This is a genomic window from Paenibacillus sp. OAE614 (assembly GCF_040546645.1).
GTDB lineage: Bacteria > Bacillota > Bacilli > Paenibacillales > Paenibacillaceae > Paenibacillus_AQ > Paenibacillus_AQ favisporus.
The window spans coordinates 3,565,269-3,585,018 of the sequence record NZ_JBEPOD010000001.1 but is presented as its reverse complement, the minus strand read 5'-3'; the positions used below and the strand labels follow the sequence as shown (position 1 = coordinate 3,585,018).

General features: G+C 45.8%; 20 protein-coding genes. 12 read left to right on the top strand and 8 right to left on the bottom strand.

The genetic code is table 11. From position 1 onward, the window contains the following. The gene (locus ABIE48_RS16410; protein ID WP_192713894.1) at positions 1-1,083 is read left to right on the top strand and encodes a Gfo/Idh/MocA family protein; all 1,083 of its coding nucleotides are present in this window, start codon (positions 1-3) and stop codon (positions 1,081-1,083) included. A 103-nt stretch (positions 1,084-1,186) separates the two neighbouring features. Here the strand turns inward: ABIE48_RS16410 and ABIE48_RS16405 are convergent, their stop codons facing one another. Then, positions 1,187-2,227, bottom strand: coding sequence for an NAD(P)-dependent alcohol dehydrogenase (locus ABIE48_RS16405; RefSeq protein WP_192713895.1), 1,041 nt, complete (start codon positions 2,225-2,227; stop codon positions 1,187-1,189). 147 nt (positions 2,228-2,374) lie between these two features. On the opposite strand from ABIE48_RS16405, the gene ABIE48_RS16400 reads away from it, so the two are divergent. Next, the gene (locus ABIE48_RS16400; RefSeq protein ID WP_192713896.1) at positions 2,375-2,797 is read left to right on the top strand and encodes a MerR family transcriptional regulator; all 423 of its coding nucleotides are present in this window, start codon (positions 2,375-2,377) and stop codon (positions 2,795-2,797) included. 63 nt (positions 2,798-2,860) lie between these two features. Here ABIE48_RS16400 and ABIE48_RS16395 read toward each other — a convergent pair whose 3' ends face one another. Further along, positions 2,861-3,406, bottom strand: coding sequence for a TetR/AcrR family transcriptional regulator (locus tag ABIE48_RS16395; RefSeq protein ID WP_192713897.1), 546 nt, complete (start codon positions 3,404-3,406; stop codon positions 2,861-2,863). Positions 3,407-3,614: 208 nt separating this feature from the next. Between ABIE48_RS16395 and ABIE48_RS16390 the strand changes: the two genes are divergently transcribed. The 4 genes from ABIE48_RS16390 (at position 3,615) to ABIE48_RS16375 (ending at position 6,219) form a co-directional block, all read left to right on the top strand. Beyond that, positions 3,615-3,995: a DUF2255 family protein gene (locus ABIE48_RS16390; RefSeq protein WP_192713898.1), complete on the top strand. Its 381-nt coding sequence runs from the start codon at positions 3,615-3,617 to the stop codon at positions 3,993-3,995. Between the two features lie 133 nt (positions 3,996-4,128). Further along, positions 4,129-4,881: a carboxymuconolactone decarboxylase family protein gene (locus tag ABIE48_RS16385; protein ID WP_192713899.1), complete on the top strand. Its 753-nt coding sequence runs from the start codon at positions 4,129-4,131 to the stop codon at positions 4,879-4,881. Between the two features lie 17 nt (positions 4,882-4,898). Continuing rightward, the gene (locus ABIE48_RS16380; RefSeq protein ID WP_192713900.1) at positions 4,899-5,762 is read left to right on the top strand and encodes an aldo/keto reductase; all 864 of its coding nucleotides are present in this window, start codon (positions 4,899-4,901) and stop codon (positions 5,760-5,762) included. Between the two features lie 49 nt (positions 5,763-5,811). Beyond that, a complete protein-coding gene (locus tag ABIE48_RS16375; protein WP_145018575.1) occupies positions 5,812-6,219 on the top strand; it encodes a cupin domain-containing protein in 408 nt (135 codons plus the stop codon). An 87-nt stretch (positions 6,220-6,306) separates the two neighbouring features. On the opposite strand, the gene ABIE48_RS16370 is transcribed toward ABIE48_RS16375, so the two are convergent. Next, on the bottom strand, positions 6,307-6,795 hold the full coding sequence (locus tag ABIE48_RS16370) for a DinB family protein (protein WP_145018578.1): 489 nt from the start codon (positions 6,793-6,795) through the stop codon (positions 6,307-6,309). Between the two features lie 284 nt (positions 6,796-7,079). Here ABIE48_RS16370 and ABIE48_RS16365 point away from each other — a divergent pair, with 284 nt between their 5' ends. Together ABIE48_RS16365 and ABIE48_RS16360 are read left to right on the top strand one after the other, a co-directional pair. Continuing rightward, positions 7,080-7,838 (top strand): cyclase family protein, encoded by a 759-nt coding sequence (locus ABIE48_RS16365; protein ID WP_145018581.1) that lies wholly within the window; start codon positions 7,080-7,082, stop codon positions 7,836-7,838. Positions 7,839-8,112: 274 nt separating this feature from the next. Next, positions 8,113-8,361: a hypothetical protein gene (locus tag ABIE48_RS16360; protein WP_354520652.1), complete on the top strand. Its 249-nt coding sequence runs from the start codon at positions 8,113-8,115 to the stop codon at positions 8,359-8,361. 30 nt (positions 8,362-8,391) lie between these two features. Here the strand turns inward: ABIE48_RS16360 and ABIE48_RS16355 are convergent, their stop codons facing one another. Next, entirely contained in the window at positions 8,392-8,808 is a 417-nt protein-coding gene (locus ABIE48_RS16355; RefSeq protein WP_192713901.1) for a DUF4267 domain-containing protein, read from the bottom strand. A gap of 113 nt (positions 8,809-8,921) precedes the next feature. Then, complete coding sequence (locus ABIE48_RS16350; RefSeq protein ID WP_192713902.1) at positions 8,922-9,281, bottom strand: DUF6220 domain-containing protein; 360 nt, start codon at positions 9,279-9,281, stop codon at positions 8,922-8,924. 233 nt (positions 9,282-9,514) lie between these two features. Here ABIE48_RS16350 and ABIE48_RS16345 point away from each other — a divergent pair, with 233 nt between their 5' ends. Further along, positions 9,515-10,606 carry a stalk domain-containing protein gene (locus ABIE48_RS16345; protein WP_192713903.1) on the top strand — a complete coding sequence of 364 codons (1,092 nt, stop codon included), beginning with the start codon at positions 9,515-9,517 and terminating at the stop codon, positions 10,604-10,606. A gap of 181 nt (positions 10,607-10,787) precedes the next feature. Here the strand turns inward: ABIE48_RS16345 and ABIE48_RS16340 are convergent, their stop codons facing one another. Further along, complete coding sequence (locus ABIE48_RS16340) at positions 10,788-13,073, bottom strand: glycoside hydrolase family 127 protein (RefSeq protein WP_354519294.1); 2,286 nt, start codon at positions 13,071-13,073, stop codon at positions 10,788-10,790. A 223-nt stretch (positions 13,074-13,296) separates the two neighbouring features. Between ABIE48_RS16340 and ABIE48_RS16335 the strand changes: the two genes are divergently transcribed. Beyond that, positions 13,297-14,148: an AraC family transcriptional regulator gene (locus ABIE48_RS16335; protein ID WP_145018597.1), complete on the top strand. Its 852-nt coding sequence runs from the start codon at positions 13,297-13,299 to the stop codon at positions 14,146-14,148. Positions 14,149-14,323: 175 nt separating this feature from the next. Here the strand turns inward: ABIE48_RS16335 and ABIE48_RS16330 are convergent, their stop codons facing one another. Together ABIE48_RS16330 and ABIE48_RS16325 are read right to left on the bottom strand one after the other, a co-directional pair. Then, the gene (locus ABIE48_RS16330) at positions 14,324-15,091 is read right to left on the bottom strand and encodes a MerR family transcriptional regulator (protein ID WP_192713905.1); all 768 of its coding nucleotides are present in this window, start codon (positions 15,089-15,091) and stop codon (positions 14,324-14,326) included. Continuing rightward, complete coding sequence (locus tag ABIE48_RS16325) at positions 15,066-15,992, bottom strand: DUF2268 domain-containing putative Zn-dependent protease (RefSeq protein WP_192713906.1); 927 nt, start codon at positions 15,990-15,992, stop codon at positions 15,066-15,068. Before ABIE48_RS16325 ends, ABIE48_RS16330 begins: the two co-directional genes overlap by 26 nt. Before the next feature lie 272 nt (positions 15,993-16,264). On the opposite strand from ABIE48_RS16325, the gene ABIE48_RS16320 reads away from it, so the two are divergent. Both ABIE48_RS16320 and ABIE48_RS16315 read left to right on the top strand, forming a co-directional pair. Next, on the top strand, positions 16,265-17,296 hold the full coding sequence (locus ABIE48_RS16320) for an aminoglycoside phosphotransferase family protein (protein ID WP_192713907.1): 1,032 nt from the start codon (positions 16,265-16,267) through the stop codon (positions 17,294-17,296). Between the two features lie 117 nt (positions 17,297-17,413). Beyond that, on the top strand, positions 17,414-19,285 hold the full coding sequence (locus ABIE48_RS16315; RefSeq protein ID WP_354519291.1) for a stalk domain-containing protein: 1,872 nt from the start codon (positions 17,414-17,416) through the stop codon (positions 19,283-19,285). The last annotated feature ends 465 nt before the right edge of the window (positions 19,286-19,750 follow it).

The following is a 19,750-nucleotide window of genomic DNA, read 5'->3' as shown; positions in this document are numbered from 1 at the left end:
ATGAGAACTGTAAAAGTAGGAATCATCGGCTGCGGCATGATCGCGGGCGGTAAGCATATGCCGTGTTTGTCCAAGTTAGATCATGTACAGATGGTGGCCTTCTGCGACTTGAAGCCGGAAAGGGCCGAGGAAGCGGCGCAAAAATACGGCACGCCAGATGCAATGGTGTTTACAAATTACAAAGATCTGCTTGCGATAGAGGATATTGAGGTCGTACATGTATTGACACCGAACAGCTCTCACGCGTCGATATCCATTGATGCTCTCGAATGCGGCAAACATGTCATGTGCGAAAAACCGATGGCAGTCACAGGCGCGGAGGCCAAAGCGATGTACGAAGCCCACTTGCGAACAGGCAAGAAGCTAACCGTCGGGTACCAGAATCGCTCCAACGCCAGAAGTCAGTTGTTAAAAAAGATGATCACCAATGGGGAACTTGGAGATATCTATTTTGCCAAAGCGGTTGCGACCCGGAGGAGAGGCGTACCTACATGGGGCGTGTTCCTGGATAAAGAGAAGCAGGGAGGCGGTCCTATGATTGATATTGGAACCCATTCCCTTGATCTGATCCTGTGGTTGATGGATAACTATGAACCGGTTAGTGTCGTCGGCAGCGTCTTCCATAAACTGAAGTATACCGAAAATGCCGCAAACGAATGGGGATCCTGGGATCCAAACGAATTTGAGGTGGAAGATTCGGCGTTCGGGTATGTGAAATTTAAAAATGGAGCGACGGTCATCATTGAAACCAGCTGGGCCCTTAACATTGCGGAAGGTGGCGGCAACCTGCTGTGCGGAACGAAGGGAGGGGCGGATTTTGCTAAAAATGAGCTGCGGATCAATGGAGAGAGGGACGGGAGCCTGTTCCTGAATAAAATCGATGTGAATCCGAATGCAAGAGAACGATTCAGCGGAGAAGAAATGACCGATTTCGAGTATGAAGCCAAGCAATGGATTGACAGTATCGTGAACGATACCGAACCTTTGGTTAAACCGAGGGAAGCGATGGTTGTATCGCAAATATTAGAGGCGGTGTATATATCCGCAGAAACGGGAAAAACGGTTTATTTTGATGAGGAATAAGGACGTGGAATGAAGATTATAGAATAAAGCGAAGGTGCCCAAAAGCTTGCTTTTGAGGCACCTTCAACATGTAATTACTTATGGAACAAATGTGGTACGCAGCTTACATCGTGCTAATATCAATGACGAATCTGTATTTCACATCCGAGGCTAATACACGTTTGTAGGCTTCGTCAATCTGGTCGGCCGAGATCACTTCGATCTTAGGAACGATGCTGTGTTTTGCGCAGAAGTCCAACATTTCCTGTGTCTCGCGGATGCCGCCAATCATGGAACCTGCAAATGAACGGCGATGTCCGATGAGAGACATGACATTCAGCGACAACGGCTCCCCTGGGGCACCGACGTTTACCAAAGTTCCGTCAAGCGTAAGTAGTGAGAAATAAGCATCCATATTGATGCTGGCACTCACCGTGTTAATAATCAGATCAAAGCGGCCGGCGAGTTTTTCGAAGGTTTCCGGATCGCTAGTGGCGTAGTAGTGGTCTGCACCCAATTGCAAGCCATCTTCTTTTTTACTTAAGGTTTGAGACAATACCGTGACCTCGGCACCCATCGCATGCGCAATTTGAACAGCCATATGCCCGAGGCCGCCCATACCGACTACAGCTACTTTTTTGCCTGGGCCGGCCTTCCAGTGATTAAGCGGGGAATAGGTTGTAATACCCGCGCAAAGCAACGGCGCCGCGGCATCAAGCTCGATGTTGTCGGGGATTCTAACTACGAAATCCTCAGTGACGACAATGTGGGTGGAATAACCACCTTGAGTTGGCTCGCCGTATTTGTCAACACCAGCGTAGGTCGGGACATTTCCTTTGAGGCAGTATTGTTCTTCCCCTTTACGGCAGTTCTCGCATTCGCCACAGGAATCAACCATACAGCCAACCCCTACACGGTCACCGACTTTGTATTTTGTGACATTAGGGCCAACAGCCGTAACAATCCCCGCAATCTCGTGTCCAGGCACAAGCGGATAGTTGACAGGTCCCCATTCGCCGTGAGCCGTATGGATATCGGAATGGCATATTCCCGCAAATTTGATTTCAATTAAAATATCCTGCGAATCCAGATCGCGCCGTTTAATTTCAGCTGCTCGAAACGGTTTGTCCGGACCGTCGACAGCTCTTGCTTTAGCAGTAATCATCTCGAAATCCTCCTATCAATGGTTGTTCAAATGTTGCAAAACTAATTTTATTCCCTAGAGTTAACTCTAGGTCAAGCACTGATTTTATGATAATATCAAAATAGGTATAAACGACAGAGCTATATCGCAAAGAAAGGAAGATCCCTGTTGAAGACATTTTCAATCAGCGAAGCTGCCAAGCAATTGAATCTTACTATATATACGTTGCGTTACTACGACAAAGAGGGACTTTTGCCTTTTGTAGAACGGACAGCCAGCGGAACACGCTTGTTTAAAGAATCCGATATCGAGTCTTTGAAAGTAATCGAATGTTTAAAAACCACGGGGATGCCGATTAAGGAAATTAAAAATTTTATTAGTTGGTGTTCAGAAGGGGATACGACTCTGAAACAAAGATATGATATGTTTCTGGAACGGAAGGCTGCTGTAGAGGCGCAGATGGAAGAACTTAAAAGAACAATGGAAGTCATCGAACATAAATGCTTTTATTACAAGACCGCGCTCGAAGCCGGAACGGAAGATGTTCATAAGCACAACAAAATTGGGAGTAACTTCGCCTCGACTTATTAATAGAAAACCACCTGTAATCCATATATTTCTATATGAATTACAGGTGGTTTTGTTATTCAGAGGTTATAAATTTCGATCCAGCAATATCCCTGTCTGTTCTGCCATGACACGAGGGGGAACAGGCATTCCATTCCTGAACCACCATTCCACGGCCCCCACAACGGCCGCCCCGAAAAATTGCAGGATAACTTCTTGATTTAAGCCCTGATTTTTCCCTTCGGTTACATCGACTTCAACTTTATATTCTTGAACGACTAAATCAAGGAAACGGCTGCGGAAATGAGCCGCGCTTTTGGTGTTTAGCATGGTTGAAAAAAACAAATGATGCTCTGCAAAATATTCGAACCAGACATAATTTCCTTCTTGAAAGCTCATTTCGGATGCAGATCGGCAAAGTTCGCTGAGATTACTGATATGTTCTTCGATAATTTTATCCAGCAGGTCGTATTTATCCAAATAGTGCAGATAAACCGTACCTCGATTCACATTGGCCCTGTCGGAAATATCACGGATGGTAATGTCATCAAAGTTTTTTTCTGCCATCAGTTCAAGAATGGCCTTCTTGATCGCTTCTTGGGATTTGACTACCCTTCGATCCACTTTAGTCATTTTTATAACGTCCTCCATCTTAAGATAATCGGCAATTTTGGATCATTTGTTGAGTAACGCACACATTGTGAGGAAATGACCATTGTAAGCATGGGGGTTCTGTATAAAATTATAAACACGAGTTGATTAAACAATCAATGTTCATTTTTGCTGCTGTAGTTCATTCTATGTGCATGCTTAATATCAAGTTTTAAGGAGGATCCCATTCATGAGTACGTGGTCGAATGAAGAATTGAGCAGGATCGCTGAGTCCGATGATCTTCACATCTCACCTTTCCGGGAAGACGGCGTTACCTATGGTACCCCGACCTGGATTTGGTCTGTTGTGGTTGGCGACTCACTCTATGTACGCGCCTATTACGGGCAGAACTCCCGTTGGTACCAGGCAGCAGTACAGCAGAAGGCGGGGCGCATCACGGTGGCTGGCATGACTAAGGAGGTTGCGTTTGAACCGGTTGAAGGGGAGATCGGCGACCTCATCGACAATGCATATCGTGCGAAATACAAGGGAAGTGCTTATCTAAACTCGATGATCAGTACGCGTGCCCGTTCAGCCACAGTGAAGGTTGTGCCGCTTACCGTAAATTAATCATAACGGCTTGTTTGAATTTGTCCCATGAATCCCATATTAAATAGGAAGAATTATTGAACCATACTTGGAAAATATACATTCTGGCATTCATTAGCTTTTTTTATGAGTACATCAAACAGGAGGCTGCATTATGAATCGAATTGAGAAAAGCCAAGAAACGTACAAGCAGCTATTCGGCGATGGAGTGCCTGCAGCATACGCAACGGATCCCGATTTTCAGGATATTTTGAGCCGGTTTATTTTCGGGGAGGTCTTTCATCAAGGCAGCCTGGATGACAAAATGAGGGAGCTCATTACCTTGGTGGTGCTAACCACAAACCAAACCTTGCCTCAGCTCAAGGCACATGTCCATGCCGCCCTGAACGTCGGACTTACGCCGATCGAAATCAAGGAAGCCGTGTATCAATGCGCTCCTTACGTCGGCTTTCCCAAAACGCTGAATGCCATGACGGAGGTCAACGACGTTTTCAAAGCCAGAAACATCGCATTGCCGCTGGAGAGTCAACAACAGGTTGAAGAAGAGACTCGGTTTGACAAGGGACTTGCCGTGCAGGTGGACATTTTCGGCGACATCATTACCAAAAACCGGGAGAATGCCCCGATCAATCAAAAGCATATTCAGGATTATCTTTCCGCCTTTTGCTTTGGCGACTTCTATACCCGTGGAGGCCTGAATTTGAAAACACGGGAGCTGCTGACGCTCAGCATCATCAGCGCACTCGGGGGTGCCGAACATCAGGTCAAGGCACATGTACAAGGCAATCTAAATGTCGGCAATGACAAGGAAACAATGATTACCGCCATCACGCATTGTCTTCCTTATATGGGATTCCCTAGAACGTTAAATGCTTTGAGCTGCATCAATGAAATCATTCCGGAATAGTAAAGGAGACAAAACCAATGTTTAACGAAACATTCAAATTATCGAATGGTATTGAAATTCCCAAATTAGGATTGGGTACCTGGCTCCTCGACGATGAACAGGCGGCACAGGCCGTGCGAGATGCGGTATCTCTAGGATATCGCCATATTGATACGGCTCAGGCATATATGAATGAGGCTGGAGTAGGCGAAGCAATCCTTACCTGCGGTGTCGCGAGAGAAGAACTTTTCATTACGACAAAGGTTGCTGCAGAAGCAAAAAGCTATGATGGAGTTACGCAGTCCATTCATGAGTCCTTAGCCAAGTTGGGACTGGAATACATTGACCTTCTGATTATTCACAGTCCACAACCCTGGACGGAGTTCCGCGAGGAGAAGCGTTACTTCGAGGAAAACAAAGAAGTATGGAAAGCGATGGAGGATGCTTATAGAACAGGCAAAGTAAAGGCCATCGGTCTGTCTAACTTTCTTCAGGATGATATTGAGAATATACTTGCAGGCTGTGAGATCAAGCCTATGGTCAATCAGATCTTGGCACATGTGAGCAATACGCCTTTGGAGCTCATTGAATTCTGCCAAAAGAATGACATCCTGGTGGAGGCATATTCACCTATTGCACACGGTGCAATCCTTCATAATACTGAGGTTAAGGCAATAGCAGATAAGTATGGGGTATCCGTTGCCCAGCTTTGCCTGCGTTATGATATCCAGCTTGGTCTTGTCGTACTTCCGAAGACGGCAAATCCTGATCACATGAGAAACAATGCAGAGCTTGATTTTGTTATCAGCGATGCAGATATGGAGACATTGAAGAATGCAGAGCAGATCCAAGATTATGGTGAGCACAGCTTCTTTCCGGTATTTGGCGGGAAATTGAAGTAAACAGAGCTAGTGGATACGAATCCTAATATTGTTTAATGGAGGAAGCAGCATGGCAAAACATGAAGAGGTAAAAAACGGCGTAATTTTCCCTGTGGGAGAGAAGAACGAAGGATTTGCCAAATATTTTGTGGGACAAAGTTACCTGCAGACATTGGTTGCCGATCCCAGCGTTCCTGTTGGCGTTGGCAACGTAACCTTTGAACCGGGATGCCGGAATAACTGGCATATCCATCGTGATGGGTATCAGATTCTATTGGTAACCGGCGGCGAAGGCTGGTACCAGGAAGAGGGAAAGGCCGCCCAGTTCCTGAAAGCTGGTGATATTGTTGTTACGCATGATGGTGTAAAACACTGGCATGGTGCAGCAAAAGACAGCTGGTTTGAACATATTGCCATCACTGCAGGTAAGCCGGAATGGCTGGAACCCGTTACGGATGAGCATTACGATAAATTGTAATACAGGTGAAGGCTAGGACCACTTGTTCAGGTATAAAAAACGGGAACGTCCGAATTTGGACGCTCCCGTTTTTATTCATGAAGTTTTTTAAAAGCTGCGTTTACCTGCCAAAGCTCCCTGCATTTTACTTAAGAATACAATTTGCCCAATATGATATGCGTCGTGCATTGCTAAACTCTTTAGTTCGAGGACCAATGATCTTTCTCCGGGGATCGGTCTATACAAATCTTCTTCTTCTGATTTTGCTAGTATTTTTTCAAGTTCGCGATGAACGTAAACGTATTCTTGTTTTGTTTCCTTCCAATTTTGAAGCGTTTCAGCTGGTAATCGAAATGTAGATTTATTATCTTCGGCCTGTGGTTCATTGTCTGTCTCACCAAGAAATCGCATCAGAAGTCTCTTTTCATAGAATAGTAAATGACAAACTAATTCCCAAATGGAATTCATTGAATCAACGGGTTTCCAAATTGCCTGTTCAAACGTAACATCCTCTAGCACTTTTTCAAGTGGTGGAAACCAGTCTTCTTGATCTAAGCAGCTTGTCCATTGCTGCAGCAAAAGCGTTTTTGCATCCATTTTTTTCCTCCAATAAATTTTATGGTCAAAATTCATTTGCGAAGTGTTGCAGGTGGTTATGAAACGAGCCTTTTTACGGAACAATGAACGACACATTATTTTGAAAAACTCTGTTACCCATAGATTATCACAAGTTGTGTTTACCAAGAAATAACAACTATCTAGAGTCATTTTGGTTATCCAAAAAATTAGGGGTAGCACCAAACGTATCGTTGACCTATCGGCTATAGGTACATTTTAGTATAATGTGGATGATTCGAGGTGAGAGGGGAGAAATAATCATCATGAAGCTTATTGACTTGAGCGTGCCGATTAGCCCGCGTATCCGCGAGCCGCTGCCGGCGAAGATCGAATATGCGACCCATGAAGACGGTGCGCTGCAAGCAGCGGAGATACTCGGACTGAAGCAGGAGGATTTTCCAGAGAGCAAGGCTTGGGCAACGGAAATGGTGACGCTGAATACGCATTCGGGTACCCATATCGACGCCCCGTGGCATTACTGGCCGGTCTCGGAAGGGAAGCAAGCAAGGACGATTGACGAACTGCCGCTTGAATGGTTTTATTCCGACGGCGTGGTGCTCGATTTCAGCGCGAAGCCGCCGGGTTATGAGATTACAACGGATGACTTAATCGCTGAGCTGAAACGAATCGAGTATACGCTGAAACCTTTCGATATCGTTCTCATCCGGAGCGATGCGGACAAACGGCTGTATCACGAGCATTATGCATTTCTTCATGCCGGGGTATCGGCGGAAGCTACCCTGTGGCTTCTGGACCAAGGCATCAAGGTTGTCGGCACTGACGGCTGGGGCTGGGATATTCCGCTCAACCTGCAGGCTGAAGCTTATAAAAAGCAGCCGCGGGAAGGCGTGCTGTGGGCAGCGCATTACGTAGGCAAAGACAAGGAATATTGCCAGATTGAAAAGCTGGCTAACTTGGACAAAATACCGAAACCGTATGGCTTCAAAGTGTGCTGCTTTCCGATTAAAGTCGAAAAAGCAAGCGGCGGCTGGGCCCGGCCGGTCGCCATCGTGGAGGAATGAGACAAGAAAAAAAGGAACGTTGTTGTAATGAAAATGGAAAGGACAAAGCCACCCCTGACAAAGGAGTGGTTTTCTTTTGGTGCAAACGCGCCCTTATGTCTTTAAATCAACAGCATTATCAGGAATCGATGAGGTACTTAGCGACTGCCTACTTTCGTGAAAATGATCCGAAGTTTATCTGCGCAATAAAATTTTGCATGGTTTAATCCGGTGCAAGGAATTGGAGCTGAAGGATTTTTTTCAGAAAGCCTATAAGAAGGAACGATATTTGGACATGAGGCTGCTCGCCATCCATGGATTAGCGCATTATGCCACAGAAGAAGAGATCGACAAGGTCATCGATCATTTTCTTAAGATTTTGATGAAGAGGCCGGAGACTGTCGAGAAACAATATGATGCTATGCCGGATGCAATTAAGGGGCATTTTACCTTTGATGAAAATGGAGAGGCAGTTCAGTTGAGACGTCCCCATGAAACGAAACAAATGATTGAACGTTTTTTTACGGCAAAGAACGGTCACTAATCCGAACAAGGAGGCGGCAACTCTTTGCTGCTATGATTTACTTACTATTGTGGCTCGCTGTTCTTCTCGAAACAACATCCAACCAACAACGAGTCCATATAACGCAGTAACCATATGAATCCAAGAAGGTGTTGTATCTGCTGCATTCGTAATTACCAATATCGCATCGATTGTAGGCATCAGAATGGAAGTTAACATCACAACAAGCAATGCTTTTCGCATCCGAAGTATCATCAAGGCAAGTAGGAAGACACCAATAGAAAGGTCCCGATCTGCTTTGATATGAACCAGATAGTTATCCGCGGTGTCGTGAAGTGGTAAACCGAAATCACGTATTGCCGCTTCTGGCTGGACAAAACCTCTTACACCTAAGTACAACATTAACAGCGTAACAACACCCACGAGCCAAAATGTTACTGACTTTGGTCCCCAATAAGATTTACTCATCTATCTGACCTCCATTTAATTTTGATTGACTTTATTGTAAATCGGTAGAAACATGTTGTTAAGAACGCACTTTAAAGTGCCGAGCTTACTTAAATGTAAGGTCCTGCTTCTGTTTATTTTCGCTTCGTTAAAAATGGATAAGAACCTCGAACCAAGGCAAGAGACCCCCAAAACAAGGCGAGCGCCAGAACGGGATGCAGCGCGCCTGCAATATGGAGAGCCGTAATATATTGAAGACTGATCAGGACGAACAGACCAAGACTCCCCCAGATCATTGTCCGCTTGAGTTTCCCGACGATGCCAAGGATGAACAGGATGAGCGTGATATATCCGAACATGGGAACAAACGACCGATGATATTTCCAAAGTTCCGAATCCCCGAACAAAGCCATTCCGGCCAAAAATACTTGCACAATGATACAGATCAAAAATACGAACGCAAGGATGGAATACGCCAATTTGCAATATTTCACTCGGGAAGGCTCCTTTTTTATCGCATCAACGTTCAATGTTCCAGCTCCTTTCAAATCGTGCATCTTATTCTCCAGCTCCCTTAACGTTTTGCACATATGACGATGTAAGGGTCTGATTTGTGACATCCGAAACGAATGAATAACTTTTGCTGCAACCTATTTGAAGCCGCTTCCGTCTGATGGATTGTTAGCAGGTAGACATCATCCATCTCAGGATCGGAAGGAGCTTTTTTATGAACAAGAAACGAACTAAACTAACGGTATTATTCACTTTGGCAGGGGTACTCGGCACAACGGCCGCAGTCGAAGCTGACGCTTTAGTTGAAAAGGTTACAGGTTACCTTCAAAAAGATACAAAGGTTCTTATTAATGGACAAGACAGCATGCTTACGCCTGTTTCTATTGATGGTAAACTGTATATTCCAGTCCGTGATGCTGCGGCCAAGCTTGGATATACATTAAATTACGACGAAGCGAGCAAAGAAATTGAGCTCGGCGAAGCGGTAGACCAGATGCGTGCCTCCGGTGTAATCGTAAACGTGCAGGCGAATGAAGACGGGAAGTACCGGATCGAGCTGCTTGGCAGCACATGGGTTATATTGACGGTAGACAAATCGACGGCTATTAAAAGCCTGGACGGCAAAATGCTAACCCCAGCCGATTTGAAAGCCGGAACACAAATCGATGCAGCGTTCGGACCAGCTATGGCGATGAGCTTCCCGGGCCAAGCGCAAGCTGTGAGTATTCAAGTTCACGCAGATCGCACGGTCAAAGAAGATACCGTCAAAGCCGTGAAACACACGGATGACGGCTGGCAGGTTCAATTAGGCGACAATTTGGTATTGAACGCAGGTAAGGAAACGCGTGTCATGACATCTCAAGGGGAGTCCTTGAATTGGGATGACCTGAAGGTCGGTACGAAAGTAACAGCGTATTACGGCCCACTCATGATGCAAAGCCTTCCTCCACAAAGCCCGCTTTTCCTTCTAGTGGTACAGGCTCAAGCACCAGTTGCAGGCGGAATGAAAATGTCGCCGGAGACAGCGCAGGAATACCGCAACTTGGCATGGGCACAGGTGAGTTCGCAAGTTTCCCATATTACGACAAAGCAAGACGAGGCACCTGTTCAAATTGTCTCCTCTAAAGAGGTTGGTGTATTAGCTGCTACGGCCGAGCAGAAGAAATTGCTTGAAGACGTCCAAGCTGCGAACGGAAGCGTTGTGACGGTGACTTACAACACGGACCAAGACGAGCTGCTTGGGCCGCTGACCGCCGTGTTCGATTTCAACACAAAAACTTTTATCGGATTCAATGCTAGAAGATAACATGATTTCTAAGATGCCATGAAATTCAAGCGCCTTGAGTTTCATGGCTTTTTTATTTACCGGATGAAGTTGTTACATGAGATGATCTTCTTCATATGTTACTGATATGAATGAAAAGCCTCCCAACAGGAAGGCTTTTCAGGTCAATTGATGTTAGGCATTAGCATGTATATTTAGCTTGTCACAGCTTCACAGACCGTAACATGCCATAGATGCCGTTTAAATTCCGGATCGGGGAGAACTTTACTTCAACCGCTGCTTTGCCTGCGGTCATTTCGGTAGGGATTTCAAACATTTTGTCATAAAAAGCCCGTTTTCTTTCCAACGGGACCGATTCTGTAGCAAGCTGTTTTCCGTCCACCCAAATCTCGACACCCCCGGTTCTGGACCCGTGGCTGAAAGTAACAGAGAGACCGTTTTTTACTTCCGGGTCTACTTTTAATTCATAGCTGAACCAACCGCCTGGTTCCGCTCTTCTCCCATTCAGGCCTTCCCAAGTTCCGGCATGGGTCCGTTCACCCTTAACTTGATGCTGCAGCTCATATTGGTCGTTTCCAATCTGGATACCGTCGATCGTGGCTTCCCTGATCAGCTGTTCTTGCTGAGATTTCTCCAAGTGTTCGTGCAGGCTGTTCGAATCGGCTTCAACGAACCTCCAATAGATGCCGTATCTCTCGCTATGCTGCTTGAAGTGTGGGGTAAAGACCAATCGATTGTCTTCATCAGTATTCAGGAGCACAAAGGAAAGCTCGCCGTCTTTTTGGATGAAATGCCGGTCGAAGCCTGCAAACCACTCCTGAACGCTCATGCCTTGCGGGATGACGATATCTTTCATGAGCATTCGCCGGGTAGGGATACTGACGTTAACCCCTGTTTTCGATTCAACCCAATCATCTTTGCCCAATCCGGCACTTAGAACGACCGGACCATAACGAAATCCCACCACATTTGGTGCATCAGGCAAACTGGAGTAATCGGCTTTCATCGGGATGCGGATATATAACGAGTCGCCATCTTTCCATAACCGATCAATGATTGCATAACCATCCCTGACTTCCGGTTGAATGTTCGCTCCGTTCAGGGATATGGTAGATTCGCCTGCGGTCCAATAAGGGATGCGAATACGAACGGACAAGTGTCGTTCCTTCTTGTAGGTATCGGTCAGCTCAAAAGTCAGTTGAACCGTATCGCTAAATGGAAGGTTAGAGTTTTGCGTGATCTTCACCTGCTGCTCCGCCCAATCCAGTGTACTGCTTATAAATTGATTGACATACAACCGGTCACCCGAGTGAAAATAAAGGCTGTCGTTCAATTTGGTGAAGCTCTCCATGCCGGTGCCGGTACAGCACCAGAAATGCTCGAACGGGGAGCTGTACACCTTGAAATAACCAGTCGCCATCGGCTGAAAATACATCGTCATACCTGTGTCCGGGTTTTGGGAGGAAAGGATAGCGTTGATATATGTTGTCTCGTAAAAATCAGCGTATTTCACATCCTGGGTGAGTTTGAATAATTCCCGTGTCAGCTTTAACATATTGTAGCTATTGCAGGTTTCGCAAGTGATATCGGACCGTCTGGCATCGAGCAGATCAGGCTCTCCGAAATGCTCGGATTCGCTGTTGCCTCCTGTTATGTAGCTGTGGTGGTATACGACCATGTCCCAGAATCTTTCGGCAGCCTCTCGATAAAAGACTTCGCTTTCTCCCAGTGTTAAATATCGGTTCAGGGCTCCTATAAATTTGGGGATCATTGTATTGGCGTGCTTGCCCTTCAATATATCTTTGCCTTCCCAAATGGCCTCGAACAGGCTGATTTCGTCAAATTGATGGGCGGCTTCCGCATGTCGGGGATTTCCGGTCAATTGATATAAGTTGTACAGGCAATCGTTCATCCCACCGTATTCCACAGCCAGCACGGTTGTTTGCAATTCTTTGGACCACCGGGAAGTCCGATCCGCTGCCCAATCGCCCAGTTTATTGACGAGGTCATAAGCGGCTTGTATTCGGGTCGATTGATAAACGTCAATGAGTCCGGCGATGATCTTGTGCATGGTGTACCACGGCACCCAAGCCGGTATCCGATTTTCCACGTTATCGAACAGCGTTTCGGGAAATGCTGACAAATACCCGTTATGTAACTGGCAACCGGCCAATTCGGAAACAAGATACTCTAAATTAGCGAGGATCCTGTCGTTCCGGCTCTGGGCATAGGCTTGCGCGCATGCCGACAGATAGTGGCCCATGGTATGGCCGCGAATCTCTGTTTTTTCCCAGCCAGGGTAAGTCTCGGCTGTGGACGGCAGTCCCGCAACTTCCCGGAATCCGGCCAGCAGGCGATTTGGATCGTAGCTTAATAAATAAGCGACTTCTTTTGTAAAGGCATTCACAAGATAATCTCCAGTCAGCACGACCTGATTCAAACCAAAATCGTGTAATCTCATTTCCCCGATCGGTCCTTTCTGTACCAAGTTTCTCCTTCAGTGGAGCGTACATCAAGTGTACCTTTTCCTCACTTTTCGTTAAATAATAGAAGGTCGGTTTTTGTGTCAAAATGTCAGCAGTTTAAGATAACATCTGCTTCAGCATGATTTTTAGATTTACTTGAAAATATCATGGATAAACCTCTCCAAGTTTGGTATCTTATTCATACGTTTAGTGTATAAAGGTTTGATCACAAGGGAGAGACCGACGATGAATTATTTTCGCTTCCGGGTGGATGGCCCGGTGAAAATGGTGATGACCGGGAAATTTATGTCTCCGTCTCCGGAGTGGCAGCATATGAACCGGATCTTAATGGAGTATGAGTTGTTTATCCAGACTCGCGGAACGTTGTACATTTCATGCAATGCGAAGAAATTTGCCTTGAGAGAAGGGGAATTCCTGCTGATGCCGCCTCGATCGCATCAATACGGCTATCAGGCGTCGGACTGCAGTTTTTACTGGCTGCATTTCTCGGCGCGCGGGGAAACGGAAAGCATCTCTGCCGATGAACTTGAGCAAGCCTGTGATCCTGAGGTCATCGCGATTCCAGAGTACGGCACTTTGCGCAGCCCCAACAAACTGACCGTCATGCTCAAGCAATTGCAGGATTCCGTCAGGAGCTACCGAGAACCAAACTTGAACAATTACTTGACAACAGGTGTCTTGTGTGAGATTTACAATCAGATGTTTTTCGTTCAGAATCAACCCGCCAAACCGGAGAAGCAGCAGCTGTACAATGACATTGTGGATTACATCAAGTGGTACAAGGAAGAAAATTTGAAGGTTGAACATCTGGCCAAGCATTTCGGGTATAACGCCAAATACTTGACGGGCTTGTTTTCTTCCATAGCGGGCATTTCCTTGAAGCAGTACATCATGCAGGAAAAGATGGAGGCGGCCAAGTTTCTGCTAACGGATACGAATCGGAAGATTACCGAAATCGCCAACCAATTGGGATTTTCAAACTGCCATTCGTTCATGAAAGCATTCAAGAAAAAAACAGGTCTGACCCCATCGGAATACCGCAATGCTTACGCTACCCGCTTGCTTTATTATAAATAGAAAAAAAACCGCTCCCAGAGCTTTGGTGGCTTACTCTATACCTGTAGCAGAGGCGAATTTTATAAATGAAACCGCAAGATATGACATTGATGTCATGCATCCTGCGGTTTCCGTAGTGGACTTATTTACTTGTCTGTTTCAGCATCCTCTGCGTCAAGGTACCGTCTTTCGAACATTAGGACATTGGAGAGTCGCTCAACCGATTGATATGGTACATGATTGCACGGTAAAGAAAATCTGCTAAATCCTCAGTACTATATTGATTAAAGTAGCTTGTGAATCGTGTATCGAATTTATAAGTATTGGCAATGCAAGCCAGTAACTCCGCATCACAAGGCATGAATTGCATTAAAATTTTTTTCCACTCTTCGATTAATCGCTGCACTTTTTCGGAGGAAGGATCCTGATGGATACAAGTCGCCATTTGTTTGAATATTTCCTCCATGGCTGAAAAACGTTCCTCTTTTTCTTCGGGTGAACATGCTTCCAACGTTTCATTGTACACTTGATACGCCTCTGTCTCACCATACATGAATCTTGCCTCATTTGCATATTGCTCTCTCAATGGCAGAGCGGAAGTACTGTTGAAGATTTCCAAATGGCTAATATCATTTCCCGACACATATTCTTCGAGAGCCGCCATAATGGTTTCCAGTCTTTGCTTTTTCGATAATAAGGTTTGTCCTTGCTTCTTTAATATTTGTTTCTGTTCTTGCTTAGTCAACTTTAAAATGTCGGCAATTTCTTTCAAGGAAAAATCCAATTCCTTTAAGAACAAAATCGTTTGTAGTTTTTCCAAACTGCTTCGATCGTATAGTCGATACCCTTTTTCCGTCAGATGTGTCGGTTTAAATAAATGAATTCTATCGTAATAATGCAGGGTCCGAGCAGTAATGCCTGTAATCTGAACAATATCATTAACCGTTAATAATGGTTTCTTCATCCCAAAATCCTTCTACTTCATCTAGTATTTGAGCAGCGGGCGTTATGGTTGCCTCAAAGATCGTTTTTCCTGTTTTCCTTAAATAATATTGGATTAAATAATATCCGCAAGCGTAACCAGCGCTATAAGGCATATTGACCGGTTTAAAGTTTTGATGTTTTGCGATCTCGTCGCCGTAAAGATACGGAGCGATTTGATCAAACCCTGTTACTTGCCATTGCTCTCTAATCACAGGCTTAATGTGCCTGTTAAGTGTGTCTGCGTTTGTTTTCGTTACCCAAGGGCCGAGCAATTCTTCGCCAAACATGAACGCAGCATAGTTTTCAGCTAATCCTTCACTGACAATGAGCTCGCCTAAATTAACGGTGTGATCCCATTGGATAAATTGATATCGCACATTATGGTTGCATTCGTGCGCCAGCGCAACCTTCATTCGAGGTATGGTGTATTCATTTGGCAAGAGCGTGCCCCAGATAAACCCCGGAATGCCCCCAAAGCCGCTATATCCTTCGTTTATGGTTAGAGCACGGCTTTCCGGATTCCCTAGCTGCAGGGTAAACAAATATTCGGATACAGGGAGGTGAATTCCATGCTCTTCAAATAGATGCAGGCTTTTCTTCACAGCATGCTCACATTCTAACCAAAAGGATTCGGACGAAATCTGCTCGATCTCTGCTGATATCTGAGGGGTAATCTGATCCGGGGATCGATGCATCATGTTATTAAACGTAATAACGTCAAAACCATTCGCCTCTTCCGCTCTAAAAGGGATCTGTTGAATTTGCCATTGTTTCATAAAGGGAGCCATCATTTCATTTCTGAATAATTCGAGTTTGTCCTCGGGCAATGCTTGGGCAACTTTTTGATAAATACGATCTGAGCGCAGCGTTTTTATATTCATTTCTCTCACCTCAGGTAATTTATAGTGAGAATTATGCACTATGACCTTACGTCATAGTCAAGCACCTTGGATCAAAAATAAATGTTCGGCCCATCTGAGCTGCCAGGAAACGAATAAAGTGGTCAGCAGTAATAGTGGTCAGCAGTGTAAGTTACGACCATTCAGGGGAAGTTTTTTTAAAATTACTTTTTCCCTTCATTTGTACAGGATGGCAGCCTAAACTTGAAGTACGACAAAGGGTTACCTTGTTAAAACGATTGGAGGACTTCATGATGAGCGAAATCAAAGCCGAAACGCTGACACAGGTTTTAAGCCAAATGCTCGGTACTGAAACTATCTGCGCCGATATCGAGACCAAACCTTTACGTGGTGGTACAGTAGGTAATGTACAGCTTGTAACGGGGATTGCCAAAACCACAGATGGCAGGGAAATCACCTATAACATCGTTGTAAAAACGCAGAAGAAATGGGAACGCTACAGGGATCCCGATTCATGGCGCAGAGAATATGATTTTTATAGGTCCAATTTTGGCGCCTTGTTTTCTGAATCATTCCGTTTGCCCGAATGTTATCACGTCGAAATGAACGAAGAAGAGAACGAAACACAGATATGGATGGAATATACCGACGGCATATCGGGTTTGGACCTCACCGGCGATATGTATGAACGCGCAGCCGAGGAATTAGGACGGTTCCAGGGCAAGTTATATGCCGAACAGCCAGCTTTTTTACAAAATATGTCCAATCTGAGCAGAGCGGAGTATATGAAGGATATCTATCTTCATTACCGGTCATGGAATCGAGTGTATGATTATATCCGTTCCGACGATTGCGGTATCCCGAAACATCTATGTAAAATGCTCATCGACATAGATGAAAGCGCAAACGAAATATTCAGCCGTATTGAAAAGCTGCCCATCGTGCTGTGCCATAAGGATTTTTGGGTGACAAACATCATTGATTCAGACGGTAACATTATACTCATCGACTGGGATACCACGGGGTGGGGCTATTTAGGTGAAGATATGGCAAGCCTTATCGCGGATGAAGCCGATACTGAACACATGGTTGAATACTACCATAGATGTATCCCGGCGTATTACAAGGGCTTTGCGGAACAAGCAGATATTTCGCACATAACGGATAACTGCGTTTATGAGATGATTCTCGTTTTGTTCGGTTATAGGCTGGTAGAGTGGTATATGAACGCAGGGTCGGGAGACAAACTCCAGGAAACGGATAATGAAAGAACGCTCCAAATTCGTACCCTGCAAAAAATCTTTGAGATCAAAAATGGACGATAGTTTCGCAACAAAGCGGTAGAATGACCGTCTATATGATCAGATACATAATGGGGACAGCGGCGGTTCGGCGCAATCGGCGTAAGGTTCGAATGAATGTGTTTGGAGGCGGGGGTATCGATGATGCGGAAGAAAAGTGTGAAGCGGTGGCTGCAGGCTACTGTAGCTACTGCCATACTGATAGCAGTGACTCAAGCGTATAGCGAAACGTCTGTACTTGCTGAACCAAATGGCTATGCGGAAACCATTCAGGGCTATACGAAAAATCCGGAAGATCATGTTACGCTAGAACCAGGGTTCGGCTACTATAACTATTTTATGAGACCGCTTGCTGAACAATTATACCTGCATAGTACGGTTACCGCGTTTTTACCGACCCGGTTGCCGGATTCGGCTTGGCAGTATTACGGTTACAAGAGCCGGCTCACATCGGACGGCTATGAAATTCTAGGTTATCGGACGCCGGAGCTGCAGGCGGTCAAAGATGCGCTGCCGGTACCTGCAGCGCAAGCTGCTTCTGCGAAAGAGCTGCAAGCTCCTCATGTTCTGTTTCGGCTAAAGGCGGGACAAGCCGGATCGGCCAAGCTGCAAATTCCGTCGACGGCCTCGCTGCTGCTCAATAAGGACGGATGGGATTACTATACGGAGGGAGAGGCTTCTGGTCAAACATCGCAGGGCAGCAGCAATCCGCAGGCCAATCCACTCTATCAAATGTTTAGCGGCCTAGCGAAATCAGGCGCTCCGGTAGCCGGCTCTAAAGGCACGGTACTTATAACGGGACAGGGGACTTCTAACGTCACCTATGCCGCAAGCTGGACCGTGGATGGCTCAACGTTCTACTCCTTTGTATTGACGGGAGCAGCCCAGTCCGATTTTACATCCATGCTGACAAGCTTCCGGCCGGTTATTAATTTGCTGGACTATGCAAGCGTTATTTTGCTTCCGGTGGATAAGCAGCTCAATCTGCAAATCGGACGCGACCACATGTTTATGCCTTATGAAAACCGATTTATCCAGCTAGCTCATAAACCGGTTGTTTACAATGGATCGGTGTTTTTGCCGCTGCGGGATATCGTGCATGTGATCGGTGGCGAAATCCAGTACGTGAGCAATGAAGGTGCCGTCTATTTGTCACAAAACGGTTGGCATAACGAGTTGAAGCTAAATTTGAAGACAGGTGAGGTTGATCGCAGCGGCAAGAAGATCGCCACCCTGCCGATCCGGGTGGAAGCGGGCACGACGCTTGTTCCGCTCCGTTTTATGACCGAGCAGTTCGGCCTGCCGATCGATTACAACGCCGCGCTCAAGCAGATTACGGTTCATGATCGCCACTGGGCTGGGAACTATCGGCTGTTGCAAACGAGCGATCAGGCAGATTATCCGGTCTCCGTGCTCAGCGTCGGAGGGCCTTCCTTTACGTACAGCAACAGCCGCTACAGCCGGGACGGCAGCTGGAATGGCTGGAGTTATGTGCAGCACAAACCGCCGGTTGGCTATAACAGCCTCAAATATAACGTTGCTGATATCAGTATTGCACTGCTTCCCGGCGATAACGAGCTTGTGCTGCAAGATTTGCAGACGAAGCAGGTTATTATGAACGTGCCGATCAAGGCTGATCTTTCGCCGAATCAAATTCCGTTTCGTTATAGCGGTATCCCGTATTATGATGGTTTGAAGACGGAGCTTAAGCTGCAGTCCTCCGACGGTATTGCTTGGCCGGCCGGGTATGCGGAGACGAACGAGTCCGGCTATGTTACCATTCAGGGCAAGCTGAACGGATTATACTTTGATTCGCTTCGCCTCAGCTACCATGTGGATAAAGTCGATAGTAAGACTGTCACCGTTCCTGTAAAGGATGGTGCTTTCTCGTACCGATTCAAGCCGGAGAAGGGACCCGGAACGTACTACATAACGCTCTATAACCCGCCAAATTCATTGCCGAAGACGGACATGGCCGCGATCGTAACATTTGTTATTGTTGTGAAAAGTTAGCTTGATTTTGCTTATAACATGAACATGCATCGGTGCCTTATCCGCCGATTGGTGTTTGTTATAAAAAAATTGGAAGTCTCATTTAGAGCGCAAAAGCAGCCGGCAAATCTTTGGCTGCTTTTTTTGTTGGTATTCCGATTGAACAGCAGGCAAACCAAAGGGGATTTTGGTGCTGCCCAAGAATGCTGCGGGCAAAATGGGCTTAGTTCTTTTTATCCATGGCGACGGGGCGATACCTAGGCTCATTACCCTGGCAGGTTACATGAATCAATTGGAAAATTTCTCAAGAGTCTAAAGTAACTTTTTTGCAAGGATTATTATATTCAAAATTCTCACGGTATATTTAAGCATGCATGCTGTATTATTTGGTAGATTAGAAAAATTAATTCCGTTTAAGGAAATATTAAGGATGAATGGATAGCTGGAAGTGCCTGTATAATAATGTAAGATGACAAGACCATACAC